The organism is Streptomyces sp. NPDC048258, assembly GCF_043201995.1.
Classification (GTDB): domain Bacteria; phylum Actinomycetota; class Actinomycetes; order Streptomycetales; family Streptomycetaceae; genus Streptomyces.
The window spans coordinates 22,569-42,802 of the sequence record NZ_JBICZH010000001.1; the positions used below are offsets into that span (position 1 = coordinate 22,569).

Consider the following 20,234-nt stretch of genomic DNA (forward strand, 5'->3'; position numbering starts at 1 on the left):
TCCCTCACGCCACGCTGCGCAGTGCGTACTCCTTGACGCCCAGCATCGGCGGCCGCTCCTCCGTGTCCACCGCGTACGTCCGCGGCACGAACCCGTCCGGCCCCCGCTCGAACTGCGTCAGCTCCGGCCGTACGAGATGACCGCGCGAGAGCCGCAGCTGCGCGGTGCGGTATATCGCCGCGGCCATCCGGCCCAGCGCCTGCCCGTCCTGGTGGCGGTGGACCCGTACGCCCACGTCCACCTGGGCCAGCGCGTTCAGCCCGACCGTGTGCAGCGCGTCCACCAGCAGGCCCAGCTCGACGCCGTACCCGACGGGGAACGGCAGCCGCTCCAGCAGGGAGCGGCGTACGGCGTACTCGCCGCCCAGCGGCTGGACGAAGCCGGCCAGCTGCGGCCAGTGCAGGTTGAGCAGCGGGCGCGCCACCAGCTCCGTCACCCGGCCGCCCTGGCCGGGGGCGTCGCCCAGCGGGCGGTCGTACATCGCCTTGACGAACTGCACGTCCGGTTCGGTCAGCAGCGGCCCCACGATCCCGGAGACGAAGTCGGCCGAGAAGTCCCGCAGGTCGGCGTCGACGAAGCAGACGATGTCCCCGGCGGTGGCCAGCAGGGAGCGCCACAGCACCTCGCCCTTGCCGGGCAGCGCCGGGATCCGCGGCAGGATCTCGTCGCGGTGCACGACGCGGGCGCCGGCCTTCGCCGCCACCTCCGCCGTCCGGTCGCTGGAGCCCGAGTCGATGACCACTAGTTCGTCCACGAGGGGGTACGGCAGTCCCTCGATCAGCTCGCGCCGGATCACCTCGACGATCGCGCCGACCGTCGCCTCCTCGTCGAGCGCGGGCAGCACCACGCTGACCGTGGTCCCAGCCGCCCGTTTCCGGTCCAGCAGCTGGTCGAGCGGTCGGTCGGCGGCGGACCAGGAGCGGTCGGCCAGCCAGCGCTCCACCTCTTCCAGCACCCTCGGTACTCCCTGCATCGTCACTTGTTTGGACCGATTTGTGATCCATCTCGCGGTTCGGACGGCTGTCTCAACCGCCCGGCCCTTCGGTTACAGTCTTGAACAACGCAGAGGACCACCGCATGCCGGGGGTCCTCGCGCACAAACGCCCGGACGCGCCACAGAGCGCGCGGCCCGGTGCCATACCGCTCATCCAGAGGGGCAGAGGGACACGGCCCGTTGAAGCCCCGGCAACCCTCCAGTCGGTTCTCGCGATGCGTTTTCACGCACCTCCGCGAGGTCCCCGGCTAGGGAAGGTGCCAATTCCGTCTCATGGCGAAGTGCGCCATGGGGAAGATGAGGAGAAAGGGCCTCGCCATCATGGCTGCACAGACTGTCGCCACCTCTGCCGGAACCGGAACCGTCGACCTCGGACCTGCCACCGGCCTTTCCTGTCGCGAGTGCGGTACCCGCTTCGAGCTCGGACCCATCTTCGCGTGCGTCGAGTGCTTCGGACCTCTGGAAGTCGCCTACGACCTCCCGACCGGCACGGGTTCATCTGAAGACGTCGAGGCCCTGCGCGCCGCGATCGAGGCCGGCCCGAACAACATCTGGCGGTACGCGCCGCTGCTGCCCGTCCCCGCGGACGTGGCCTCCAAGCCGAGCCTGAACCCGGGCTTCACCAAGCTCGTGGACGCGGAGAACCTGGCCAAGGAGCTCGGTGTCACCGGCAAGCTCTACGTCAAGGACGACTCCGGCAACCCGACGCACTCCTTCAAGGACCGCGTCGTCGCGATCGCCGTCGAGGCGGCCCGCGCCTTCGGCTTCACCACCCTGTCCTGCTCCTCCACCGGCAACCTGGCCGGCGCCGTCGGCGCCGCCGCCGCCCGGGCCGGTTTCCGCTCCTGCGTGTTCATCCCGCACGACCTGGAGCAGGGCAAGGTCGTCATGGCCGGTGTCTACGGTGGCGACCTGGTCGGCATCGAGGGCAACTACGACGACGTGAACCGCTTCTGCTCCGAGCTCATCGGCGACCCGCTGGGCGAGGGCTGGGGCTTCGTCAACGTCAACCTGCGCCCGTACTACGGCGAGGGCTCCAAGACCCTGGCGTACGAGATCTGCGAGCAGCTCGGCTGGCAGCTGCCCGACCAGATCGTCATCCCGATCGCGTCCGGCTCGCAGCTGACGAAGATCGACAAGGGTCTGCAGGAGCTGATCAAGCTCGGCCTCGTCGAGGACAAGCCGTACAAGATCTTCGGCGCCCAGGCCGAGGGCTGCTCCCCGGTGTCCACCGCCTTCAAGGCCGGCCACGACGTGGTCCGCCCGCAGAAGCCGAACACCATCGCCAAGTCCCTCGCCATCGGCAACCCGGCGGACGGCCCGTACGTCCTGGACATCGCGCGGCGCACCGGCGGCTTCGTCGAGGACGTCAACGACGAGCAGGTCGTCGAGGCCATCAAGATCCTCGCGCAGACCGAGGGCATCTTCGCCGAGACGGCGGGCGGCGTGACCGTCGGCGTCACGAAGAAGCTCATCGAGAACGGGCAGCTCGACCCGGCGCTGACCACCGTCGTCCTGAACACCGGTGACGGCCTCAAGACCCTGGAGGCGGTGGTCGCGGACAGCGGCCAGACCGCCACCATCCGCCCGAGCCTGGACGCGTTCCGCGCCGCCGGCCTGGCCTGACCCTCCCCCCGCACACCGGAAAGGCAGTAGCGCCATGAGCGTCAACGTCCGCATCCCCACCATCCTGCGCACCTACACCGGCGGCAAGGCCGAGGTCCCGGCCGAGGGCGCGACCCTGGCCGAGGTCATCGAGTCGCTGGAGAAGAGCCACCCGGGCATCGCCGCCCGTGTCCTGGACGACCAGGGCAAGCTGCGCCGCTTCGTGAACGTCTACGTCAACGACGACGACGTGCGCTTCGAGGGTGGGCTGGAGGCGGCGACGCCGGACGGCGCCGGTGTGTCGATCATTCCCGCCGTCGCCGGCGGCTGCTGACACGCGAAAACCGTAATTGCCCCCTCCGCTAAAAGCGGAGGGGGCAATTCTGCTTGATTGGGCGCGGTAGAGTTGGGGAAGTCCCCTCCGCTGGACTTGCCCGCCGCATATGAACGGGCCGCGGCAGGGTTGACATTCAGTCAATATGCAAGCGCGGTATGGGGCTTTGGTGAGATTTGCCGGGTCCGAGTTGCCCTGCCATATGCCAAATTTTCACTCTATTTCAATGTTTCTGGGTGTCCTGAATTCTCGTCGGATTGACCTGTTGCAGACAGCACCGGCGCAGATACATTCAGCCTCGGTCGACGCGTTCCGACGCAAGTTCTGACCCGGGAGCGCGAAGTGCGTTCCTGCGCAAGGGCCAGTAATAGGGGAGTTAGGCATGGCTCAGGGCACCGTCAAGTGGTTCAACGCGGAGAAGGGCTACGGCTTCATCGCGGTCGACGGTGGTGCGGATGTGTTCGTCCACTACAGCGCCATCCAGATGGACGGGTACCGCACCCTTGAAGAGGGTCAGCGGGTCGAGTTCGAGATCTCGCAGGGCCAGAAGGGTCCGCAGGCGGACATGGTCAAGCTCGCACTCGGCTAGTCCTGGCGCGATCGACCGCCCACGCGTACGTAAGAGGGGCCCACATCCTGGACACGGGGTGTGGGCCCCTCGTGCGTTCAGGGGGCCGTTCACGGGGGCGTTCACCCAAGCCGCTTGCACTCGAGGGGGTCGAGTGCTAATCATTGGCGTTAGCACTCTCCAGGTGAGAGTGCTACCACACGAGGACCGGGTCGGTGAGGCCCGCAGGGTCCGGCGGGAAGGAACCGCCGGGCACGCAGGCCGTCCGTCGCGGGCGCGGGCGCGGTCCGGGAGCAATCCACCGCTGTCCGGGAGGACCACTTCAGATGGCCAAGATCATTGCGTTCGACGAGGAGGCCCGGCGCGGTCTCGAGCGTGGGATGAACCAGCTCGCCGACGCCGTCAAGGTCACCCTTGGCCCCAAGGGTCGCAACGTCGTCCTTGAGAAGAAGTGGGGCGCGCCCACGATCACCAACGATGGTGTCTCCATCGCCAAGGAGATCGAGCTCGAGGACCCGTACGAGAAGATCGGCGCCGAGCTGGTCAAGGAAGTCGCCAAGAAGACGGACGACGTCGCGGGCGACGGTACGACCACCGCCACCGTCCTGGCCCAGGCGCTCGTCCGCGAGGGCCTGCGCAACGTGGCCGCCGGCGCCAACCCGATGGCCCTCAAGCGCGGCATCGAGAAGGCCGTCGAGGCCGTCTCCGGCGCCCTGCTGGAGCAGGCGAAGGATGTCGAGACCAAGGAGCAGATCGCTTCCACGGCCTCCATCTCCGCCGCCGACACCCAGATCGGCGAGCTCATCGCCGAGGCCATGGACAAGGTCGGCAAGGAAGGCGTCATCACCGTCGAGGAGTCCCAGACCTTCGGTCTGGAGCTGGAGCTCACCGAGGGCATGCGCTTCGACAAGGGCTACATCTCGGCGTACTTCGCCACCGACATGGAGCGTATGGAGTCGGCTCTCGACGACCCGTACATCCTGATCGTCAACTCCAAGATCGGCTCGGTCAAGGACCTGCTGCCGCTCCTGGAGAAGGTCATGCAGTCCGGCAAGCCGCTGCTGATCATCGCCGAGGACGTCGAGGGCGAGGCCCTGTCGACCCTGGTCGTCAACAAGATCCGCGGCACCTTCAAGTCCGTCGCCGTCAAGGCCCCGGGCTTCGGCGACCGCCGCAAGGCCATGCTCGGCGACATCGCCATCCTCACCGGTGGCACGGTCATCTCCGAGGAGGTCGGCCTCAAGCTGGAGAACGCCGGTCTCGACCTGCTCGGCCGCGCCCGCAAGGTCGTCATCACCAAGGACGAGACCACCATCGTCGACGGTGCCGGTGACAGCGACCAGGTCGCCGGTCGCGTGAACCAGATCCGCGCCGAGATCGAGAACTCCGACTCGGACTACGACCGCGAGAAGCTCCAGGAGCGCCTCGCGAAGCTGGCCGGCGGCGTGGCCGTCATCAAGGCCGGCGCCGCGACCGAGGTCGAGCTCAAGGAGCGCAAGCACCGCATCGAGGACGCCGTGCGCAACGCGAAGGCGGCCGTCGAGGAGGGCATCGTCGCCGGTGGTGGCGTGGCCCTGCTGCAGGCCTCCGCGGTCTTCGAGAAGCTGGAGCTCACGGGCGACGAGGCGACCGGCGCCAACGCCGTGCGCCTGGCCCTGGAGGCCCCGCTCAAGCAGATCGCCGTCAACGGTGGTCTCGAGGGTGGCGTCGTCGTCGAGAAGGTCCGCAACCTGCCGATCGGTCACGGCCTCAACGCCGCGACCGGCGAGTACGTGGACATGATCGCCGAGGGCATCATCGACCCGGCCAAGGTCACGCGCTCCGCGCTGCAGAACGCCGCGTCGATCGCCGCGCTGTTCCTGACCACCGAGGCCGTCATCGCCGACAAGCCCGAGAAGGCCGGCGCCGGCGCGCCGGGCGGCATGCCGGGCGGTGACATGGACTTCTGATCGACCCCTGGCTTCGGCCTCTGGTTGATCGGCTGTTCTCGAACGAGGGCGGCACTCCCTGCGGGGGGTGCCGCCCTCGGGCGTTTCGGGCGGCGTCAGAAGCCCGAGCTGTCAATGTCGAAGCCGAAGGGGTCCGGGATGGGCAGGGGTGCACCGAAGGGCACCGTCTTGCGGAACTGATACCCGTGCGGCGAGGGGTCCGAGAAGCAGGTGATCTCGGACCCCTGCATGTCGACGATCAGGTAGACGGGGACGAGCTGTCCGTACACGTCCATCTTCTCGTGCCAGTCCACGTCCTTGGTGGACACCGAGGTGAACTCGGCCACCAGGGAGAGTGCCGCTCCGTCCAGGTGCCTCCCCTCGCCGTCGAAGGCAGACTCGTCGACCACGTAGAGATCGGGGCCGTAGGCGCGCCCGGCGTCAGGGAACTGGAAGAGGAACGGCGCGATGTCCGCGACGTGACCCTCCGGGGCGTGGGCCTCGAGCTGCTCACGCAGCGCCCGCATGGGGCGGTAGTAACGCAGCCTGGACCACGGTGACACGATGATCTTCCCCCGGATGAGCTCGGCTTTGAAGCCGTCTGGCGTGTCCATCTCCTCGACGGTGCGCAGGAGCGTCTCGAACGTCGGCGGTGCCGCCTGCCCTATCGGTGTGGCCCGTTCGATCATGATCGTCACCGTTGTCCTCCGCGTGGCGTGCTGTGCACTGGGCGTGAGCCTCGTTCCAGGCTAGCGGCGCGTGGGTGGTCGCGCCCGGGTGCCGAGACGGATCACCACCGATCGGGGGGCTTTGATTGACTGGGGGCATGAGCGATCTCTTCGTCAAGATCTGCGGGCTCAAGACCGCGCAGGACGTCGACGTGGCCGTGGCGGCCGGGGCGCAGGCCGTCGGGTTCGTCTTCGCCCCCGGCAGCCCCCGTACGGTCGACGCGGCCACCGCGCGGGAGCTGGCCGCGCGGGTGCCGGACGGGGTGCTCACCGTCGGGGTGTTCCGGGGGCAGTCGGTGGCGGAGGTGCGCCGGTTCGCCGAGGAGAGCGGCGTACGGGGCGTACAGCTGCACGGCGAGGAGGGCCCCGAGGACTTCGCGGCGCTGCGCGCCGAGGGGCGGACGCTGCTGCGGGCCACCGCCGGGCATGTGAAGCGCTGCGGCGAGTACGGGGAGGACCTGCTGCTCCTCGACGCCCCCGACCCGGGCTCCGGCAAGCCGTGGAACTGGGGGTCGGCGGACTTCACGGCGCCCGAGGGCAAGTGGCTGCTCGCCGGCGGGCTGAACCCGGGCAATGTCCGGGAGGCCGTCGAGGTCACCGGGGCATGGGGCGTGGACGTTTCCAGCGGCGTGGAGAGCGAGCGCGGGGTGAAGTCGCCCGATCTGATGCGCGCCTTCATCGAGGCGGCGCGCGCCCCCGGTCGCTGAACGCTTCCATGCGATTACCCTGTGCGATGATTCCGGCATGGGTGCGTCCGGTTGGGGGCACACACCCTGCATGGACTCGGAACAGCTCGGCTGGCTGCGGCGCTTGACGTCCCGGCTCGCCCCGGCGGGCGCGGGCGGCGGCGCGGTCGCGCTCAGGCCGCGCCTCGCCGCCGTCTTCACCGCCGATTTCGCCTCGCCCACCCAGTGGGTCGCGGGCCGCTCGTGGGCGTATCCCGACGGCGGCCCGACGAACCCGGGGGACAACAAGCTGGACCACCTCGTCGACGATCCCGACTACAGCCGCGGCGGCGTCTTCCGGGCGACGCTGAGGCCCGACGGCAACTGGAACACCGGGCTGCTCACCACCGAGGGCAGCGACGAGGGGTTCATGGTGCGCACCGGCGACGTGCTGGAGGCCCGGGTGAAACTCCCGGTGGAGACGGGGGCCTGGCCGGCGATCTGGACCTGGCGGGACGGCGGCCAGGAGATCGACGTCTTCGAGTACCACCCCGACAACCCGGATCTGCTGGAGCTCTCCAACCACGTCCGCGAGGCGCACCTCTACCACCGCGACCCGTCGGTGCGGCCCGGCGCGTGGGTCGACCTCAAGGTCGAGTTCGGGCGGAAGTCGGTCGTGTGGTGGGTCAACGGCGCCCGCGTGTTCGCCGACCGCAGGGGCGTGGGCCGGTCCTGGCACGCCTACCTCATCGTGAACCTGTCCGTGTCGGCCGGGCGCTACCACCCGTCGCCCGGCCCGGGGGTGACGGAGATGGCGTACGAGGTCTCACGGCTGTCCGTGTACCGGCCCTAGGCAGGGCTTCTCGTCAGGCCGCGCGCCAGACCGTCATGTCCGTGAGGACCCACGCGGGCAGGTCCTTCAGCCTCACGGTCGACTTGATCCCGATCACGAGCAGCGCGATGTCCCCCGACGGGTGCCTGACGCAGATCTCGCTGCCGGCCGCCACCGCGGCCAGCGGGACCTTGCTGGCGGCGCCGGGGCCGGTGAGGAGGCGGCACGTGTCGAGGTTCCCGGTGCCCGGATCGGCGTACAGCAGGGTGAACACGCTAGCGTCGCTCTCCAGCCGGCAGCTTGTCCCCGTCTCCGCGCAGCTCAGGCGGATGTCCCCCGTGCGGTCCTCGTGCCGGACCGGGTCCTTGATGCCGATCGAGTTCTTTTCGTCCAGGCGCAGCCCGGGGTAGGGGAAGGCCGTGGGCGGCTTGGACGCCTTGGGCGTGCCGGACGCGGATCCGGAGGTTTTCGGCGCCTTGCCGCCGGTCGACGGGCCAGCCGATCCCGACGGTGTCCCCTGGGCCTCCGCGGCCGATCCGGTCGGATGTGTCGGGGAAGCGTCCAGTTCGCGCAGCCTGTCCGCCGCCCCCTTGCCGATCCAGACCAGGCCCGTCAGCAGCATGGCACCCGCCGTCACCGCCGCGGCGGTGATCAGCGCGATGCGCCGCTTGCGCGCCCGCCGTTCCTCCGGCCCGACCGGCGCCGTCGGCAGCGGCGGCGGCTGCCAGACCAGCGGCGTCGTGTGCACCGACGTGGGATGCGGGACGGGCGCCGGGATCACCACCTCCGGTCCCGTCACCTCCCGCCAGACGGCCGGTCCGCCGCCCGCGTCGGCGTCCTTGCCCAGATGCTTCCGGCACCACGCCACGATCTCCGTCGGGGTGGCCCGCTCCTGCGGATCGGAGGCCAGGCACCGGGCGATCAGCGGGCGCAGCGGCTCCGGCAGCCTGGACAGGTCGGGGTCGGAGTGCACGATCCGGAACAGCACGCTCACGGAGGGGCCGTCCCCGTACAGCGGCTCGCCCAACGCGGCGAACGCCGCCGTCTGGCCCAGCGCGAAGACGTCGGTGGCCGCCGTGACCTCACCCGCCGACGCCTGCTCGGGGGCCATGTACTGGGGCGTGCCGATGGCGGTGCCCGTGGCGGTGGCCGCGGTGGTGCCGGAGGCCAGCGAGATGCCGAAGTCGATGACCCTGGGACCGTCGGCGGCCAGCAGCACGTTCGACGGCTTCAGGTCCCGGTGCACGATGCCCGCGCCGTGGATGGCCTGCAGGGCCTCGGCCACCCCCGCGACCAGCCACAGCACCGCGGGCACGGGCAGCGGTCCGCGCCGGTCGACGGCCTCCGACAGCGAGGGCCCGGGCACGTACAGGGTGGCCAGCCAGGGCGGCGTCCCGTCCGCCTCGGCGTCGATCAGCTCGGCGGTGTACGCGCCCCGGACCCGCCTGGCCGCCTCCACCTCCCGGCGGAAGCGCCTCCGGAAGGCCGGGTCCTCGGCCAGTTCCGGACGTACCACCTTGATCGCCACCGGTCGGCCGCCCTGGGTGTGCGACAGGTAGACGCGGCCCATGCCACCCGCGCCGAGCCTGGCGGCGAGGCGGTAGCCGGCCACGGTCGTGGGATCGTCCGCCCGTAGCGGCTGGAACACCTCGGTCACGCTGCTCATCGGTCTCCCCCCGATCCCCCGGATCAACCGATGAGTTGATCCGACTCACCCTAAGCGCCGGGCGTCGGCGGGGAATTGCCGGGTGGTTCGCCGCGGTCAGGCGGCGGGGCCGAACGGGGTCGCGCCACCGTCCTCCTCGACCGACTCCACGACCGCGGTCGCCCGCAGGTCCTCGACCTGCTCGGGGGAGAGGCGGGCGGCGAAGCCGTTCAGCGAGTCGCGGTAGACGTGCAGCGGGGTGATCCCGTAGGCCTCCGCGACGGCGGCCGGGTCGAGGCCCGGGTGCACGGTGACGATGTACGTGGCGTGGTCGGCGTGGTCGGCGGGGTCGGCGGGGGCCGTGTGGGGCACGGGCTCGGGCACGGCGGCGGCCGCGGACACGGGCAGGGCGGTGACGGCGGCCAGGACGGCGAGGGCCACGGGCAGGGCTCGGCTCAGACGGTTGCGCATGGGGCGAGGCCACCACGCGCCGTGGTGCCGGTCAACGAGGTCCCGGGGTGAGGCGGGGGCACGGGCGGCGCACCGGCCGCGCGCTCCCTGGTGTGGGGGCGGGCCGTACGGGTGATCTTGCCGGGGCGGCCACGGGCCGTGCGGGCCGGGGTGCGGCCTGGACGGCAGAGGAGGTTATTCCTTTCTGCAGTTTGTGGGACGGACCGTGTTGACGAACATCGGGACGATCGGCCAGGCGGGGAGCGGCGGTTCAAGCCGCTTCGGGGTGGCACCGATGGACATGAGGGCCGCACCCGTGGAAGCACTCGGTGGCGCGGGTGCGGCTCACCCATGCCGACAGTGCACCCCGTCAGGGAGTTCCTTTCATGCGCCTGCTCGCACGTCTGGCCACCGCCGGTGCGTCTCCCTCTACGCACCGGGCCAGGCCATCGTCTCCGCGAAGCTCGGCGGCGGCAGCGTGGCCCTCGACGGTACGTCGATGGCCGCGCCGCACGTCGCCGGTATCGCCGCCCTCTACAAGCAGGCGCACCCGACCGCCACCCCGGCGGAGATCAACGAGTTCATCGACGACGAGTCCTCCAAGGACGTCCTGAACAGCATCAGCCCGGCCTCTCCGAACAAGCTGCTGTTCACCAGCGGTCTCTGACCTCAGAGGGTTCTGGCAGCTCGGCCCCAGGCCCGTGCGCGCAAGCCCGCGCACGGGCCGCCGCACGCGCCGCCCGATCGTGGATAGGCTGCGGGCGGGGGGATCATGGACACGCCACCGCCGTTCGCGAAGCGGCTCCGGGACCACGTGCGGCTCACCGCGGCCTGCGCGTTCAGCGCCGTCGCGGTGCTGTACGCCGTCCTGTGTGTGAAGTCGACCGCCGCGGACACGTCCGGCGACCTGTGCGGCATCGGCGGCTGCCCGCGCGGGCTGGGCCCACTGGTGCTGTGGGCACTGGTCGCCGCTCTCGCCGCGGGTGGCCTGTGGCGGTCGGCCGTGAAGGGCCGCGGGTACCGCTCCGCCGTCGGCTGGGTCGCGGCCGTCGCCGTCGCGCTCGTCGCCCTGTGGCCCGGCCGGCTCGGTTTCTCGTGGCTGCGGGGCCCGCACATGGACCTCTTCGGCTATCAGATCCCGGAGGGCGCGGCCGCCGGGAAGCCGCTCGGCTCCTGGGCGTCGCCGCCCACCTCCGGGTTCGTGATCCGGGTCCGCACGGACGGCGTGACCGGGTACGACGGGGAGGGCCGCCGCGGCTGGCGGCTCGGCCCACCGCCCGCCGGCGGCGAGGTCTGCGGGATGAGCCCCGACGCCCCGTCCGGCACCGGTGTCCTCGCCTACACCGCCGCCGGGCAGGACGCGTGCGGAACGCGACTGGTGGCGGTGGACGTCATCTCGGGCGAGAAGCGCTGGGTGCAGGACATACCGAACCCGACCGGGAACGTGTCGGCGGTCGGCTCCCTCGCCGTCACCGCGACGGCGGACGCGGTCCTCGCGTACGACCTGCGCACGGGCAAGGAGGCCTGGCGCACCCCGCTGCGCCGGCCCGCGGACGTCACGGAAGTCCTGGCCGGTCCGGACCGGGTGCTGGTTGCCGCCCGGTCCGGTTCGGGCAGCGAGCTGATCGCGCTGGACGCCCGCACCGGCGCCGTCGCCTGGCAGGCCACGCGCCCGGCCGGGACCGAGCCCCCGCGCCTGGTGTCGGCCCGCCCGGCCGCGGTCGTCGCGGACGGGCATCTGCTCACCTTCGACGACGCGGGCCGGCCGCGCGGCGGGCCGGAGCAGTCGCCGTACGTCCCGGACCCGGACGGGCGCCATCGGGTCCTCGGCGACGTGCTGATCGTGCCGGTCCCGGAGCGCGAGAAGCGGGAGGTGCTGGCCGCCTACTCCCTGACGGACGGCAGCCAGCTGTGGACCCGCGCCTTCGACCAGGACTGGAAGGTCCGCGCCGTGGGCACCGGCCGGTCCGGCCGGATCGCCGTGGTCACCCAGGGCGCGTACACCCACCTCTGGCACCTCGACCCGCGCACCGGGCAGCCGGCCGGGGAGTCGACGGTCCTGCGCGACCTCCCGATGGGCGAGTCGATCGCCCTGTACGGCCGCACCTTCGTCAACCTGGACCCGGGCGGGCAACTGCCGCCGATCTTCGATGTGGATCCCGTCTTCGGGTGGTGAGGCCCGGCCGTTCCGGTCAGAGGCCGCCGACGAAGGCGGCCCAGGCGCCCGCGCCGAAGGTGAGGTGGGGGCCGTCGGGGACCTTGGAGTCCCGGACGGGGACGAGGCCGGGGTGGCCGTCGGCGACTTCGAGGCAGTCGCCGCCGCTGCCGTCGCTGTGGGTGGACTTCCGCCAGGTGGCCATCTCCAGGCAGTTGCCGCCGCTGGCATCGCTGTAGCTGGACTTGTGCCAGCTGGCGGCCGACAGGTCGTACTCAGGCGTGCTGATCATGTTCGTAATCCTCCGCCACCGACTCGATCAGGGCCAGGGACTTGCGCGGTGACAGCGCGTTGGCCGTGAGGAGATCGTAGGTCAGGGTGTGATGGGTGACCGTGGCCGGATCGTCGAACAGCAGCCCTGTCCCCATGCCTTCGACGTAGGAGAGCGGGGGAGCATCATCGAAGGACATCAGCTTGATGGCGCCGCCCATGGCAGCGTGCAGCCCCGCGCTGAAAGGGAGCACCTGAACGATGATCCGGCGCGACCGCATCAGGCTCGCGATGTGACGTAAGGCCTCCGCGAGGACCGCGGGGTTGTCTCCAGTGCGGCGGAGCACCGTCTCGTCAAGGACGCACCACAACAGCGGTGTTGTTGGATCACTGAGCAGCGCGGCCCTGGCTAGGCGGTTCGCGACCAGCTCGTCGATCGTCTCCTCAGTCGCGGTCGGATGCCCGGCGCGGAAGACCTCCCGCGCGTACGCCTCCGTCTGGAGCAGCCCGGGGATCAGCTGAGGCGCGTACTCCCGGATCGCCGTCGCCAGAGCCTCCGCCTCGGCCGCCGCCGCGAAGTGGTCCGGGTACTTGGACTTGGCCGCCGCGCCGCAGTTGCGGACGAAGAAGCCGCCCGTGTCGAGGATGTCGTCTATCTGCCGCGCGAATTCGAGGTGCATGCGGCGCGTGCCCGCTTCGAGCTGGCCGATGAACGAGCCGCTGACGAAGAGCGGTTCGCCGAGTTCGGCCTGGCTGAGGCCGGCGCGCTCGCGCGCGACGCGCAGTTCGGCGCCGAGCAGGGCGCGGGGTGAGGAGGAGGGATCGAGGTTCTTTCCTGCCATGGCAACTCCCTGGCCAACACGTGCGGTTGTTGCGGTGTCCGCGTTGAAAGGCTAGCGAGCGCGTCGCCACTCTGTGTGTCGAAGCTGAACACTCAGAGTAGAAAGGTGACATGTCATGGTGCTCACTCCACAGGAGCGCATGCAGGCGGCTGAGGAGGCGGTGCAGCAGCTGAGGGAGTCCCTGGCGGGGGTGGGCGTACTGTTCCCCTCGCTGGGTGTGGACGGGGTCTCGGCGGCCGGTACGCACGGGCTGCCGCTGGTCGACCTGGGACGCTGCAACCTGGACACCGCGCTCCGGCTGGCCGCCGTACTCCACGAGCGGGCCCGCGCATGAGCGAGGCGGTCGAGGCGGCGGAGTTCGCCTTCGAGCTCGGGTGGAAGCTGCGCGGGCTGGAGACGGTCCTTGCCGGTGGTGGTGGCGGATGGAGGCGTGGGGGCACGGGGATTTCCGTACACGTGCGGCGCGACGAGGGCGGCGGGTCGTGGACGGCGGTCGGGGACGACGGCGAGCGGCGGGAGTCGCGGTCGGCCGATACGGCGGACGAGGCGACCGCGCTGGTGCACGAGGCCTTCGGCCTGACGGCGTGGCGGCCGCTGCCGCCTCCGCCGCCGGGGTGGCAGCGGTTCACGCTGGTCCACTGCCCGGTGGGGGACTGTCCGGACTTCGCGGACGCGCGCTACGACCGGCTCAAGGCGCGGCCGCCGCGGGGGTGCGCGGTCGAGGAGATCGGCGGGTACTTCGGGCTGCGCTGCGAACGGCCGGGCGTACGGCTGCTGGACGCCGTCGCCGAGACGTGCCGGGAGGTCCGGGGTGCGTACGGGCTGCTGATGACCGACCTCGGTGTCGAGAAGCTGTGGGAGTGGTCGGCGGACGGCACGGACGGCTGGGGCGCGGAGATCGTGGGCCAGTTGCTGCTGATGGCGGCCGAGCGGGGTCCGAAGCTCGGCTAAAGCGCCGATGACCTGGTGCGGTTCTTGCGTACCGCGGCCTGCTGAGTCTCAGCTCTCGGTGATGAGTTCGCCGTCGTGCTCGCCGCCCTTGCAGGTCCACTGGCCGGTGGAGGAGTCGTACTCCACCGTCCCCTGCTTGTCCGTGCACGTCGGTCCGGGGATGGCCGGTGCGGCGGCGGATGCGACGGGGACCGCGGCGCCGAGAGCGGCCAGTACGAGGGTGGTGGCGAACGCGAGGATTCGGGCGCGCATGGGAACTCCTCTGGGGACGAGTGACACCAAAACGTCAACACCAGCTTCCCTCTACGGCGTGTCGGGTGCACGCCGACAGGGGGCGCACGAGGCGCGCCATCCGCGGTCAAGAGGCAGGCTGGTGTTATGGCGAAAACGCCCAAGGTAACCGTGGGGGCGCCTGATGAACGCGGCTTGCGGAAGGTTCTGGTAGACGGCGAGCATGTGGGCAGGGTCTGGTCCCTCGGGGAACTCCGAAGAATCCTGGATCGTGCCGGTGTGCCACCGGGGTACGAGATCAGCTGGCTCGGCGAGGACGGCACTGTCTGGCCGGACCGAGCGGGGTTGCGAAGAGGCACCTGCTTGTACATGGTCGCCGGCCTTCTCGTGACGGCATGGCCGCTTTTCCGGATCGGCGTGTCGGACAGCGGCGATGCGCTGACGTACGGCGGACGAATTGCCGGGCTCACCATCCTTGTTGTGGCCGTGGTGGAGGTGCTGGCCATCGTGGCCGCCGGCGACTACTGGGGCAAGCGGCGGTGGCCCTACTCGGGCGTTGTTGTTCTCGTCGGAGTCGTGATCTCCCTCCTCTGCAGCATCACCCTCCTTCTGCTGCAGATCGGCGAGCGGTTCACCGGTTACACCGTGGTCGGGATGGCCCTCGGTGTCTGGTCTCTGGTGGCCCTGTTCCTACTTTTCAAGTGCGGGGCGTGGAAGGGGCTCCCCATTCCCAGGAAGATCGCGATCGGCGTGATCATTTCCACGCTTCTCGCCGGCGCGAACCTGGCGTATTCGCAGATCTATGTTCCCTATGTGACGGAGCCGCTGATCCAGAGTGGGGCCGAGTTCAAGGAGCCGAACCTGGAAAACGGGGCGGCGAAGCTGTACGTGACGGTCCATCTGTACGTGAAGAATGCCGGTCAGGTGCCCGTCTATATCTTGGGCAGCACCTACTGGATCCGTGGAGAGCCTGCGAGAAGTAGGTCGCACGACAAGAAGGAAAAGTCCGAATCGATCTACGATGACGAGTTCGTCCGCCCGGACGGCCGCGTGCTGAACCCAGGGGAAGAGATCGCCCAGGATGCGGTCATTGAGATAGATAATCCTGATCCCCGCAAGTATGAGGCGCTCAGTGCTCAGACCGAGGTGTACGTGATCAGGAAAGACAGAATGAAAATGACCGGCAATTACGAGAACGCCAGGGTGACGGGGAAGACACTCCGGGACTCCTTGAAGCCGGGCGATCCGCCCGCTCCGAAGTACAGATTCGAGGCCGGGATGTCGAACAGCAGTGAAATTCTGAATGTGACCCGTGGCCCACTGCACGTGACGGTGTGGAGGTCGGGCGCTACGTCGTCTCGCGTCATTGTGGATGTGTCCCCGCCGGGTAGGCGGATAAAGTTCGATCCGCGTACGCCGCCTGTGAACCGAAAGGCCTATGAACGCTACGGTCTCACACAGTTCCGCGGCTCCATGGCGCAGATGCCTTACGCGGAGCTCCTGGAAAAGGCCAGCGCCACCGAAAAGGGCGCGACCCCGCCCCCAACCCCAACCCCGACGCCGACCCCGATCCCAACCCCGGCCCAGTGACTGCCCCTCTCACACCGGGACGTCGGTGCGCAGGCGGGCGTGGAGGTGTTCGTCGTGCCAGCCGTCCCAGGCGGGCAGCCGGCGGCCCAGGTGCGCGGGGACGGATGGGCCCCAGAGCCAGGGTCAGGCCAGGGCCGGTTCCGAGGTGGGTTCCGGGCTGGTGGGTGTGGTGGGTTCGGGGTCCGTGTTCAGGTCGGTCAGCATCTGGCGGGTGAAGCCGAAGAAGTACGTCGCGACGAAGCCCGCCAGGTAGCCGACGGCCAGGCCGCCCGCGTAGACGGCGATGGTGGCGCCCATGCTCGACTTGCCGTCCAGCAGCGGGAACAGGGCCCAGCCCGAGGGGCCGATGGCGGTGGAGCCGAAGGCCACGCCGAGCTGGTGGAAGAGGCCGACGAAGGCTCCGCCGGCCGCGCCGCCGACGCAGGCGGTGACGAAGGGACGGCCGAGCGGCAGGGAGACGCCGTAGATCAGGGGCTCGCCGACGCCCAGGAGACCGGCCGGGAGCGCCGACTTGATGGTCGTACGGAGGGAACGGTTGCGGGGGAGGCGGCAGTAGACCGCGAGGGCCGCGCCGACCTGGCCCGCGCCCGCCATGGCGAGGATGGGCAGCAGGACCGTGTAGCCGGACTGTTCGATGAGCGTGGTGTGGATCGGGATCAGGGCCTGGTGCAGGCCCAGCATGACGAGGGGGAGGAACAGCCCGCCGAGGACCAGGCCCGCGAACGCACCACCCGTGGCGAGCAGCCGGTCGGCGAAGGTTCCGATGGCGGCGGAGGCCTCACCGGCGAGGAACATCAGGCCGAAGATCGTGACCAGGCCGGAGACCAGGACGGTGAGGGTCGGCGTGACCAGGACGTCCAGGGCCTCCGGGACCCACCTGCGGCACCACTTCTCCACGTGCACGGCGAGCACGGCGGCCGCGAGCGCCCCGAGGACGCCGCCCTGGCCGGGGGAGAGCTGCTGGCCGAACGCCTCGATCTTGGCGATGCCCGGGAAGACGATGATCGCGGCGACCGCGCCGCCCAGGATGGGCGTACCGCCGAACTCCTTGGCCGTGTTGTAGCCGACGAAGACCGCGATCAGCGACATGAAGCCGGAGGCCATGGCGGCGAGCGCCGGGACGACGGCGGGCAGCCAGCCCATGTTCGCCAGTACGCCGTTCAGGCCCGCGATGATGCCGCAGCCGATGAGGGCCGGGATCAGCGGGACGAAGATGTTGGCGATGCGGCGCAGGAACAGCTTGAAGGGGGTGGCGTTGCGGGTCTTCTGGGCCTCCTTGAGCGCCGCGCCCTGGGCGGCCAGATCGTCCGCCGTGATCGTGTGGGGTGCCGCCCGGCGGCCCTCCTCGACCAGCGCCTCGAACTCCGGGGCGACGCGGGCGACGGTGCCCGGCCCCAGCACGATCTGGTAGGTGTCGTCCTCGACCACGCCCAGGACCGCGGGCAGAGCCTTGAGGGCCTCGTCCTGGACCAGCGAGCGGTCGCGCAGGGAGATGCGCAGGCGGGTCATGCAGTGCGCGATCGAGGTGATGTTGTCCGGGCCGCCGACCAGAGGAAGGATCGCGGCGGCGGTGGCGCGGTTCTTGTCCGTGGGCATGGTGGGCATCGTCAGGGTCGCCTTGCCGTTGGGGAGGGGAGGAGTCAGCGGGTCCGGTCAGCAGGTCAGGTCGGTGGGCCGGTCGGTGGGCCGGTCAGCGGGTCCGGTCGAGGGCCGCGCGCAGGTGGCCCCGCGACGCGGCGAGGAGTTCGGCGGCGGCCGGGCCGTCGACGCCGCCGAGGATGACGAGGATGGCGTGCTTGACCTCGCCGTCGGTGGCGGTCAGCGCGGCCTCGATCTCCGCGTCGGGCGCGCCGGTGGCCAGTGCCACGATGCGGCGGGCGCGGGCGCGCAGCTTCTCGTTCGAGGAGCGCATGTCGACCATCAGGTTTCCGTACGTCTTCCCGAGCCGGATCATGGTGAGGGTCGAGATGAGGTTGAGGACGAGCTTCTGGGCGGTCCCGGCCTTCAAGCGGGTCGAGCCGGTGAGCAGTTCGGGCCCGACGACGACCTCGATGCCGTGTTCGGCGGCCGCGGCGAGCGCGGAGCCGGCGTTGCAGGACAGCCCGACGGTGAGCGCGCCGCGCGTACGGGCGAACGCGACCGCGCCGATCGCGTACGGGGTGCGGCCGGACGCGGAGATGCCGACGACGGTGTCGTCAGGGGTGAGCTCCAGCGCCGCCAGGTCCTCCGCCGCCAGCTCCTCGGAGTCCTCGGCGCCCTCGACGGCCTCGACCATGGCGGAGGGGCCGCCCGCGATGAGGCCGACGACGTCGCCCGGGTCGGTGTTGAAGGTGGGCGGGCACTCGCTGGCGTCCAGGACACCCATCCGGCCGGCCGTGCCGGCGCCCGCGTAGACCAGACGGCCGCCCCGGGCCATGCGCGCCGCGATCGCGTCGATCGCGGCGGCGATCAGCGGCAGCTGCGCGGCGACGGCGGCCGGGACGGTGGCGTCCTCGGCGTTCATGGTGCGGGCGATGTCGAGGGTGGACAGCCGGTCGATCTCGGCCAGTTCGGGACGGAAGGCCTCGGTGGTGAGCGTCTCCAGCTGGGCGCGGAGTTCGGCGTACGCGGTCATGGGCGGGGCGTCTCCTGGCGGTTCGGCGGGCGGTTCGGCGGGCGGTCCGGCGGGCGGTCCGGCGGGCGGTGCGGCGGGCGGTGCGGTGGGAGGGGCAGCGGCCGGTTCAGCGGGAGGTGGTGCGGTGGCGGTGGGCGAGTGCCTCGTACGAGGCGGCGAGGGCGGGCGCGGCCCTCTCGTACGTCTGCTGCGCGACGGCGACGAACAGGCAGTCCACGACGAGGAGCTGGCTGGTCCGGCTGGACATGGCGGCCGGGCGCAGCTGGGTCTCGCGGGCGGCGGAGGTGGCCAGTACGAGGTCGGCGTGGTGGGTGACGGGGGCGTTCGGGCGGGCGGTGAGGGCGATGGTGGTGGCGCCGTGCTCGAAGGCGACGCGCAGCGGCTCGATGACGTCGCCCGTCGAGCCGGAGTGGGTGACGGCGACGGCCACGTCGCCGGGGCGCAGCTGGACGGCGTTGGTGACGGCGAGGTGGGGGTCGCTGTGGGCGTGCGCGATCAGGCCGATGCGCAGCAGTTTCTGGGCGAGGTCCTGGCCGACGAGGGCGGAGGCGCCGATGCCGTAGATGTCGATGCGGCGGGCCGTCGCGAGGGCGGTGACGGCGGCGGCCAGCTGGGCCAGGTCCAGCCCGGCGGCGGTGTCGGCGAGGGTCTGCGCCTCCTCGTGGGCCAGCTTGGCGACGACGTCGGCGAGGGAGTCGTCGACGGCTATGTCGACGGTGACGGCGGGGGCGGACCCGGACTCCTGCTGGGCGGCGAGGGCGGCCAGCGCGAGCCGCAGGTCGCGGTAGCCGGGGTAGCCGAGGAGGCGGGCGGTGCGGACGACGGTGGCCTCGCTGGTGCCGGTGCGGTCGGCGAGTGCGGAGACGGTGAGCCGGGAACATCCGGCGGGGTCGGCGGCGACGGCTTCGGCGACGGCCAGCACGGACCGGGTCATGGAGGGGGCGAGACTGCGCACGCGGGCCTGGAGGGCGGTGGCCGGTGGGGCCCCGGGCTTCGTGTCGGTCGCCGTGGCCGTGGTCGCGGTGGTCGCCTGGGTCCCGTCGGTTCCCTCCGCTCCGGCCGGATTGAAAGTTTCTTTCGTGTTCATGCTCATATCTGAAACTTATTTTCGACAGCGGTGGGCGTCAAGGCGCCATGAGGCCCCCGGAAAAAGGACCTACGCCACTTCGCCCGCACGGGGTCACAATGACCCCATGGACCACGCGACCCCCCTGGAACAGGCGCTGCACGTCGCACGTGCACTTGTTCTCGCCGACCTCGCCGCCGGCGAGGTCGCCGATGCCGATGTCGTCTCCCTCGTCGAGGACTCGGTCACGCACCGCCGTTGGTGGGTGGAGCAGTGGCCGGAGGGGGTCGACTACCTGGCCGGACTCGTCGCCCAGGACGTGCAGGACGCGTTGCTGGAGAAGTACGGGCGCTGGCCGTTGTGTCCCGTCTGCGCGCACGGTGATCCGCACGCGCTGGACGTGGAGCCGGAACTGGGACCCGACCCGCACTGGGTGTGTTCGGAGGCGGGCGTGAAAGTGGCGGCGGTGGGCGGCCTGGGCCCGGTCTTCCACCCGTGACCGTCTACATCGACCCGCCCACCTGGCCGGGCCACGGCCGCATGTGGTCGCACCTGGTCAGCGACGTCTCGTACGAGGAGCTGCACGCGTTCGCGGCGGCCATCGGCTGCCCGCCACGGGCCTTCGAGCGGGACCACTACGACGTGCCCTCGTACCGCTACGCGGACGCGGTGCGGGCGGGCGCGGTGGAGATCGGCAGCAAGGAACTGGTCCGCCGCCTCACCGCGGCCGGCCTGCGCCGCCCGAAGGGCCGGGCGCAGGCGTAGC

23 protein-coding genes and 1 riboswitch are annotated in these 20,234 nt (G+C 70.8%); of the genes, 13 read left to right on the forward strand and 10 right to left on the reverse strand.

Annotated elements, in window-relative coordinates; translation table 11 throughout:
* Positions 1–4: 4 nt before the first annotated feature.
* Positions 5–955 (reverse strand): glucosyl-3-phosphoglycerate synthase, encoded by a 951-nt coding sequence (locus ACGFYQ_RS00125; protein ID WP_393738266.1) that lies wholly within the window; start codon positions 953–955, stop codon positions 5–7.
* A 186-nt stretch (positions 956–1,141) separates the two neighbouring features.
* A riboswitch (SAM riboswitch) is annotated at positions 1,142–1,298 on the forward strand.
* Positions 1,299–1,315: 17 nt separating this feature from the next.
* On the opposite strand from ACGFYQ_RS00125, the gene thrC reads away from it, so the two are divergent.
* From thrC to groL, 4 genes are all read left to right on the forward strand, one after another.
* Positions 1,316–2,620 carry a threonine synthase gene (gene thrC / locus ACGFYQ_RS00130; RefSeq protein ID WP_393738268.1) on the forward strand — a complete coding sequence of 435 codons (1,305 nt, stop codon included), beginning with the start codon at positions 1,316–1,318 and terminating at the stop codon, positions 2,618–2,620.
* Between the two features lie 34 nt (positions 2,621–2,654).
* On the forward strand, positions 2,655–2,933 hold the full coding sequence (locus tag ACGFYQ_RS00135; RefSeq protein ID WP_393738270.1) for a MoaD/ThiS family protein: 279 nt from the start codon (positions 2,655–2,657) through the stop codon (positions 2,931–2,933).
* A gap of 382 nt (positions 2,934–3,315) precedes the next feature.
* Positions 3,316–3,522, forward strand: a complete 207-nt coding sequence (locus ACGFYQ_RS00140) for a cold-shock protein (protein ID WP_030009783.1) — start codon at positions 3,316–3,318, stop codon at positions 3,520–3,522.
* Positions 3,523–3,827: 305 nt separating this feature from the next.
* A complete protein-coding gene (groL, locus tag ACGFYQ_RS00145; RefSeq protein ID WP_328926339.1) occupies positions 3,828–5,450 on the forward strand; it encodes a chaperonin GroEL in 1,623 nt (540 codons plus the stop codon).
* A 95-nt stretch (positions 5,451–5,545) separates the two neighbouring features.
* Here groL and ACGFYQ_RS00150 read toward each other — a convergent pair whose 3' ends face one another.
* Positions 5,546–6,118 (reverse strand): Uma2 family endonuclease, encoded by a 573-nt coding sequence (locus ACGFYQ_RS00150; RefSeq protein ID WP_393739660.1) that lies wholly within the window; start codon positions 6,116–6,118, stop codon positions 5,546–5,548.
* A 137-nt stretch (positions 6,119–6,255) separates the two neighbouring features.
* On the opposite strand from ACGFYQ_RS00150, the gene ACGFYQ_RS00155 reads away from it, so the two are divergent.
* Together ACGFYQ_RS00155 and ACGFYQ_RS00160 are read left to right on the forward strand one after the other, a co-directional pair.
* Positions 6,256–6,864: a phosphoribosylanthranilate isomerase gene (locus ACGFYQ_RS00155; RefSeq protein ID WP_393738273.1), complete on the forward strand. Its 609-nt coding sequence runs from the start codon at positions 6,256–6,258 to the stop codon at positions 6,862–6,864.
* A 70-nt stretch (positions 6,865–6,934) separates the two neighbouring features.
* The gene (locus tag ACGFYQ_RS00160) at positions 6,935–7,675 is read left to right on the forward strand and encodes a beta-glucanase (RefSeq protein WP_393738275.1); all 741 of its coding nucleotides are present in this window, start codon (positions 6,935–6,937) and stop codon (positions 7,673–7,675) included.
* Between the two features lie 13 nt (positions 7,676–7,688).
* Here the strand turns inward: ACGFYQ_RS00160 and ACGFYQ_RS00165 are convergent, their stop codons facing one another.
* Together ACGFYQ_RS00165 and ACGFYQ_RS00170 are read right to left on the reverse strand one after the other, a co-directional pair.
* On the reverse strand, positions 7,689–9,320 hold the full coding sequence (locus tag ACGFYQ_RS00165) for a protein kinase (protein WP_393738277.1): 1,632 nt from the start codon (positions 9,318–9,320) through the stop codon (positions 7,689–7,691).
* Positions 9,321–9,416: 96 nt separating this feature from the next.
* A complete protein-coding gene (locus ACGFYQ_RS00170; RefSeq protein ID WP_393738279.1) occupies positions 9,417–9,770 on the reverse strand; it encodes a protease inhibitor I9 family protein in 354 nt (117 codons plus the stop codon).
* 280 nt (positions 9,771–10,050) lie between these two features.
* Between ACGFYQ_RS00170 and ACGFYQ_RS00175 the strand changes: the two genes are divergently transcribed.
* Positions 10,051–10,416 (forward strand): S8 family serine peptidase, encoded by a 366-nt coding sequence (locus ACGFYQ_RS00175; protein WP_393739662.1) that lies wholly within the window; start codon positions 10,051–10,053, stop codon positions 10,414–10,416.
* A 105-nt stretch (positions 10,417–10,521) separates the two neighbouring features.
* Positions 10,522–11,925, forward strand: coding sequence for a PQQ-binding-like beta-propeller repeat protein (locus ACGFYQ_RS00180; protein ID WP_393738281.1), 1,404 nt, complete (start codon positions 10,522–10,524; stop codon positions 11,923–11,925).
* Positions 11,926–11,941: 16 nt separating this feature from the next.
* Here the strand turns inward: ACGFYQ_RS00180 and ACGFYQ_RS00185 are convergent, their stop codons facing one another.
* Both ACGFYQ_RS00185 and ACGFYQ_RS00190 read right to left on the reverse strand, forming a co-directional pair.
* A complete protein-coding gene (locus ACGFYQ_RS00185) occupies positions 11,942–12,196 on the reverse strand; it encodes a DUF397 domain-containing protein (protein ID WP_393738283.1) in 255 nt (84 codons plus the stop codon).
* A complete protein-coding gene (locus tag ACGFYQ_RS00190) occupies positions 12,180–13,016 on the reverse strand; it encodes a Scr1 family TA system antitoxin-like transcriptional regulator (RefSeq protein ID WP_393738285.1) in 837 nt (278 codons plus the stop codon). Before ACGFYQ_RS00190 ends, ACGFYQ_RS00185 begins: the two co-directional genes overlap by 17 nt.
* 115 nt (positions 13,017–13,131) lie before the next feature.
* Between ACGFYQ_RS00190 and ACGFYQ_RS00195 the strand changes: the two genes are divergently transcribed.
* Together ACGFYQ_RS00195 and ACGFYQ_RS00200 are read left to right on the forward strand one after the other, a co-directional pair.
* Positions 13,132–13,350: a hypothetical protein gene (locus tag ACGFYQ_RS00195; RefSeq protein WP_393738287.1), complete on the forward strand. Its 219-nt coding sequence runs from the start codon at positions 13,132–13,134 to the stop codon at positions 13,348–13,350.
* Positions 13,347–13,967: a hypothetical protein gene (locus ACGFYQ_RS00200; RefSeq protein WP_393738289.1), complete on the forward strand. Its 621-nt coding sequence runs from the start codon at positions 13,347–13,349 to the stop codon at positions 13,965–13,967. Before ACGFYQ_RS00195 ends, ACGFYQ_RS00200 begins: the two co-directional genes overlap by 4 nt.
* A 48-nt stretch (positions 13,968–14,015) precedes the next feature.
* Here ACGFYQ_RS00200 and ACGFYQ_RS00205 read toward each other — a convergent pair whose 3' ends face one another.
* Positions 14,016–14,219 (reverse strand): hypothetical protein, encoded by a 204-nt coding sequence (locus ACGFYQ_RS00205; protein ID WP_393738291.1) that lies wholly within the window; start codon positions 14,217–14,219, stop codon positions 14,016–14,018.
* A gap of 126 nt (positions 14,220–14,345) precedes the next feature.
* Here ACGFYQ_RS00205 and ACGFYQ_RS00210 point away from each other — a divergent pair, with 126 nt between their 5' ends.
* Complete coding sequence (locus ACGFYQ_RS00210) at positions 14,346–15,788, forward strand: hypothetical protein (protein ID WP_393738293.1); 1,443 nt, start codon at positions 14,346–14,348, stop codon at positions 15,786–15,788.
* 123 nt (positions 15,789–15,911) lie between these two features.
* Here ACGFYQ_RS00210 and ACGFYQ_RS00215 read toward each other — a convergent pair whose 3' ends face one another.
* From ACGFYQ_RS00215 to ACGFYQ_RS00225, 3 genes are all read right to left on the reverse strand, one after another.
* Positions 15,912–17,384, reverse strand: coding sequence for a PTS transporter subunit EIIC (locus tag ACGFYQ_RS00215; RefSeq protein WP_393738295.1), 1,473 nt, complete (start codon positions 17,382–17,384; stop codon positions 15,912–15,914).
* A 94-nt stretch (positions 17,385–17,478) separates the two neighbouring features.
* Entirely contained in the window at positions 17,479–18,402 is a 924-nt protein-coding gene (gene murQ, locus ACGFYQ_RS00220) for an N-acetylmuramic acid 6-phosphate etherase (protein WP_393738297.1), read from the reverse strand.
* Positions 18,403–18,508: 106 nt separating this feature from the next.
* On the reverse strand, positions 18,509–19,495 hold the full coding sequence (locus tag ACGFYQ_RS00225) for a MurR/RpiR family transcriptional regulator (protein ID WP_393738299.1): 987 nt from the start codon (positions 19,493–19,495) through the stop codon (positions 18,509–18,511).
* A 100-nt stretch (positions 19,496–19,595) separates the two neighbouring features.
* On the opposite strand from ACGFYQ_RS00225, the gene ACGFYQ_RS00230 reads away from it, so the two are divergent.
* On the forward strand, positions 19,596–19,967 hold the full coding sequence (locus ACGFYQ_RS00230; RefSeq protein ID WP_393738301.1) for a hypothetical protein: 372 nt from the start codon (positions 19,596–19,598) through the stop codon (positions 19,965–19,967).
* On the forward strand, positions 19,964–20,233 hold the full coding sequence (locus ACGFYQ_RS00235) for a DUF4031 domain-containing protein (protein ID WP_328926322.1): 270 nt from the start codon (positions 19,964–19,966) through the stop codon (positions 20,231–20,233). Before ACGFYQ_RS00230 ends, ACGFYQ_RS00235 begins: the two co-directional genes overlap by 4 nt.
* Position 20,234 lies beyond the last annotated feature (1 nt).

Coding starts and splice junctions, on each gene's coding strand:
- groL (WP_328926339.1), top strand. CDS start 3,828: ATGGCCAAGATCATTGCGTTCGACGAGGAGGCCCGGCGCGGTCTCGAG.
- ACGFYQ_RS00215 (WP_393738295.1), bottom strand. CDS start 17,384: ATGCCCACGGACAAGAACCGCGCCACCGCCGCCGCGATCCTTCCTCTG.
- ACGFYQ_RS00135 (WP_393738270.1), top strand. CDS start 2,655: ATGAGCGTCAACGTCCGCATCCCCACCATCCTGCGCACCTACACCGGC.
- thrC (WP_393738268.1), top strand. CDS start 1,316: ATGGCTGCACAGACTGTCGCCACCTCTGCCGGAACCGGAACCGTCGAC.
- ACGFYQ_RS00150 (WP_393739660.1), bottom strand. CDS start 6,118: ATGATCGAACGGGCCACACCGATAGGGCAGGCGGCACCGCCGACGTTC.
- ACGFYQ_RS00160 (WP_393738275.1), top strand. CDS start 6,935: ATGGACTCGGAACAGCTCGGCTGGCTGCGGCGCTTGACGTCCCGGCTC.
- ACGFYQ_RS00175 (WP_393739662.1), top strand. CDS start 10,051: ATGAGGGCCGCACCCGTGGAAGCACTCGGTGGCGCGGGTGCGGCTCAC.
- ACGFYQ_RS00205 (WP_393738291.1), bottom strand. CDS start 14,219: ATGCGCGCCCGAATCCTCGCGTTCGCCACCACCCTCGTACTGGCCGCT.
- ACGFYQ_RS00185 (WP_393738283.1), bottom strand. CDS start 12,196: ATGATCAGCACGCCTGAGTACGACCTGTCGGCCGCCAGCTGGCACAAG.
- ACGFYQ_RS00180 (WP_393738281.1), top strand. CDS start 10,522: ATGGACACGCCACCGCCGTTCGCGAAGCGGCTCCGGGACCACGTGCGG.
- murQ (WP_393738297.1), bottom strand. CDS start 18,402: ATGACCGCGTACGCCGAACTCCGCGCCCAGCTGGAGACGCTCACCACC.
- ACGFYQ_RS00140 (WP_030009783.1), top strand. CDS start 3,316: ATGGCTCAGGGCACCGTCAAGTGGTTCAACGCGGAGAAGGGCTACGGC.
- ACGFYQ_RS00200 (WP_393738289.1), top strand. CDS start 13,347: ATGAGCGAGGCGGTCGAGGCGGCGGAGTTCGCCTTCGAGCTCGGGTGG.
- ACGFYQ_RS00225 (WP_393738299.1), bottom strand. CDS start 19,495: ATGAGCATGAACACGAAAGAAACTTTCAATCCGGCCGGAGCGGAGGGA.
- ACGFYQ_RS00210 (WP_393738293.1), top strand. CDS start 14,346: ATGGCGAAAACGCCCAAGGTAACCGTGGGGGCGCCTGATGAACGCGGC.
- ACGFYQ_RS00170 (WP_393738279.1), bottom strand. CDS start 9,770: ATGCGCAACCGTCTGAGCCGAGCCCTGCCCGTGGCCCTCGCCGTCCTG.
- ACGFYQ_RS00195 (WP_393738287.1), top strand. CDS start 13,132: ATGGTGCTCACTCCACAGGAGCGCATGCAGGCGGCTGAGGAGGCGGTG.
- ACGFYQ_RS00190 (WP_393738285.1), bottom strand. CDS start 13,016: ATGGCAGGAAAGAACCTCGATCCCTCCTCCTCACCCCGCGCCCTGCTC.
- ACGFYQ_RS00155 (WP_393738273.1), top strand. CDS start 6,256: ATGAGCGATCTCTTCGTCAAGATCTGCGGGCTCAAGACCGCGCAGGAC.
- ACGFYQ_RS00165 (WP_393738277.1), bottom strand. CDS start 9,320: ATGAGCAGCGTGACCGAGGTGTTCCAGCCGCTACGGGCGGACGATCCC.
- ACGFYQ_RS00230 (WP_393738301.1), top strand. CDS start 19,596: ATGGACCACGCGACCCCCCTGGAACAGGCGCTGCACGTCGCACGTGCA.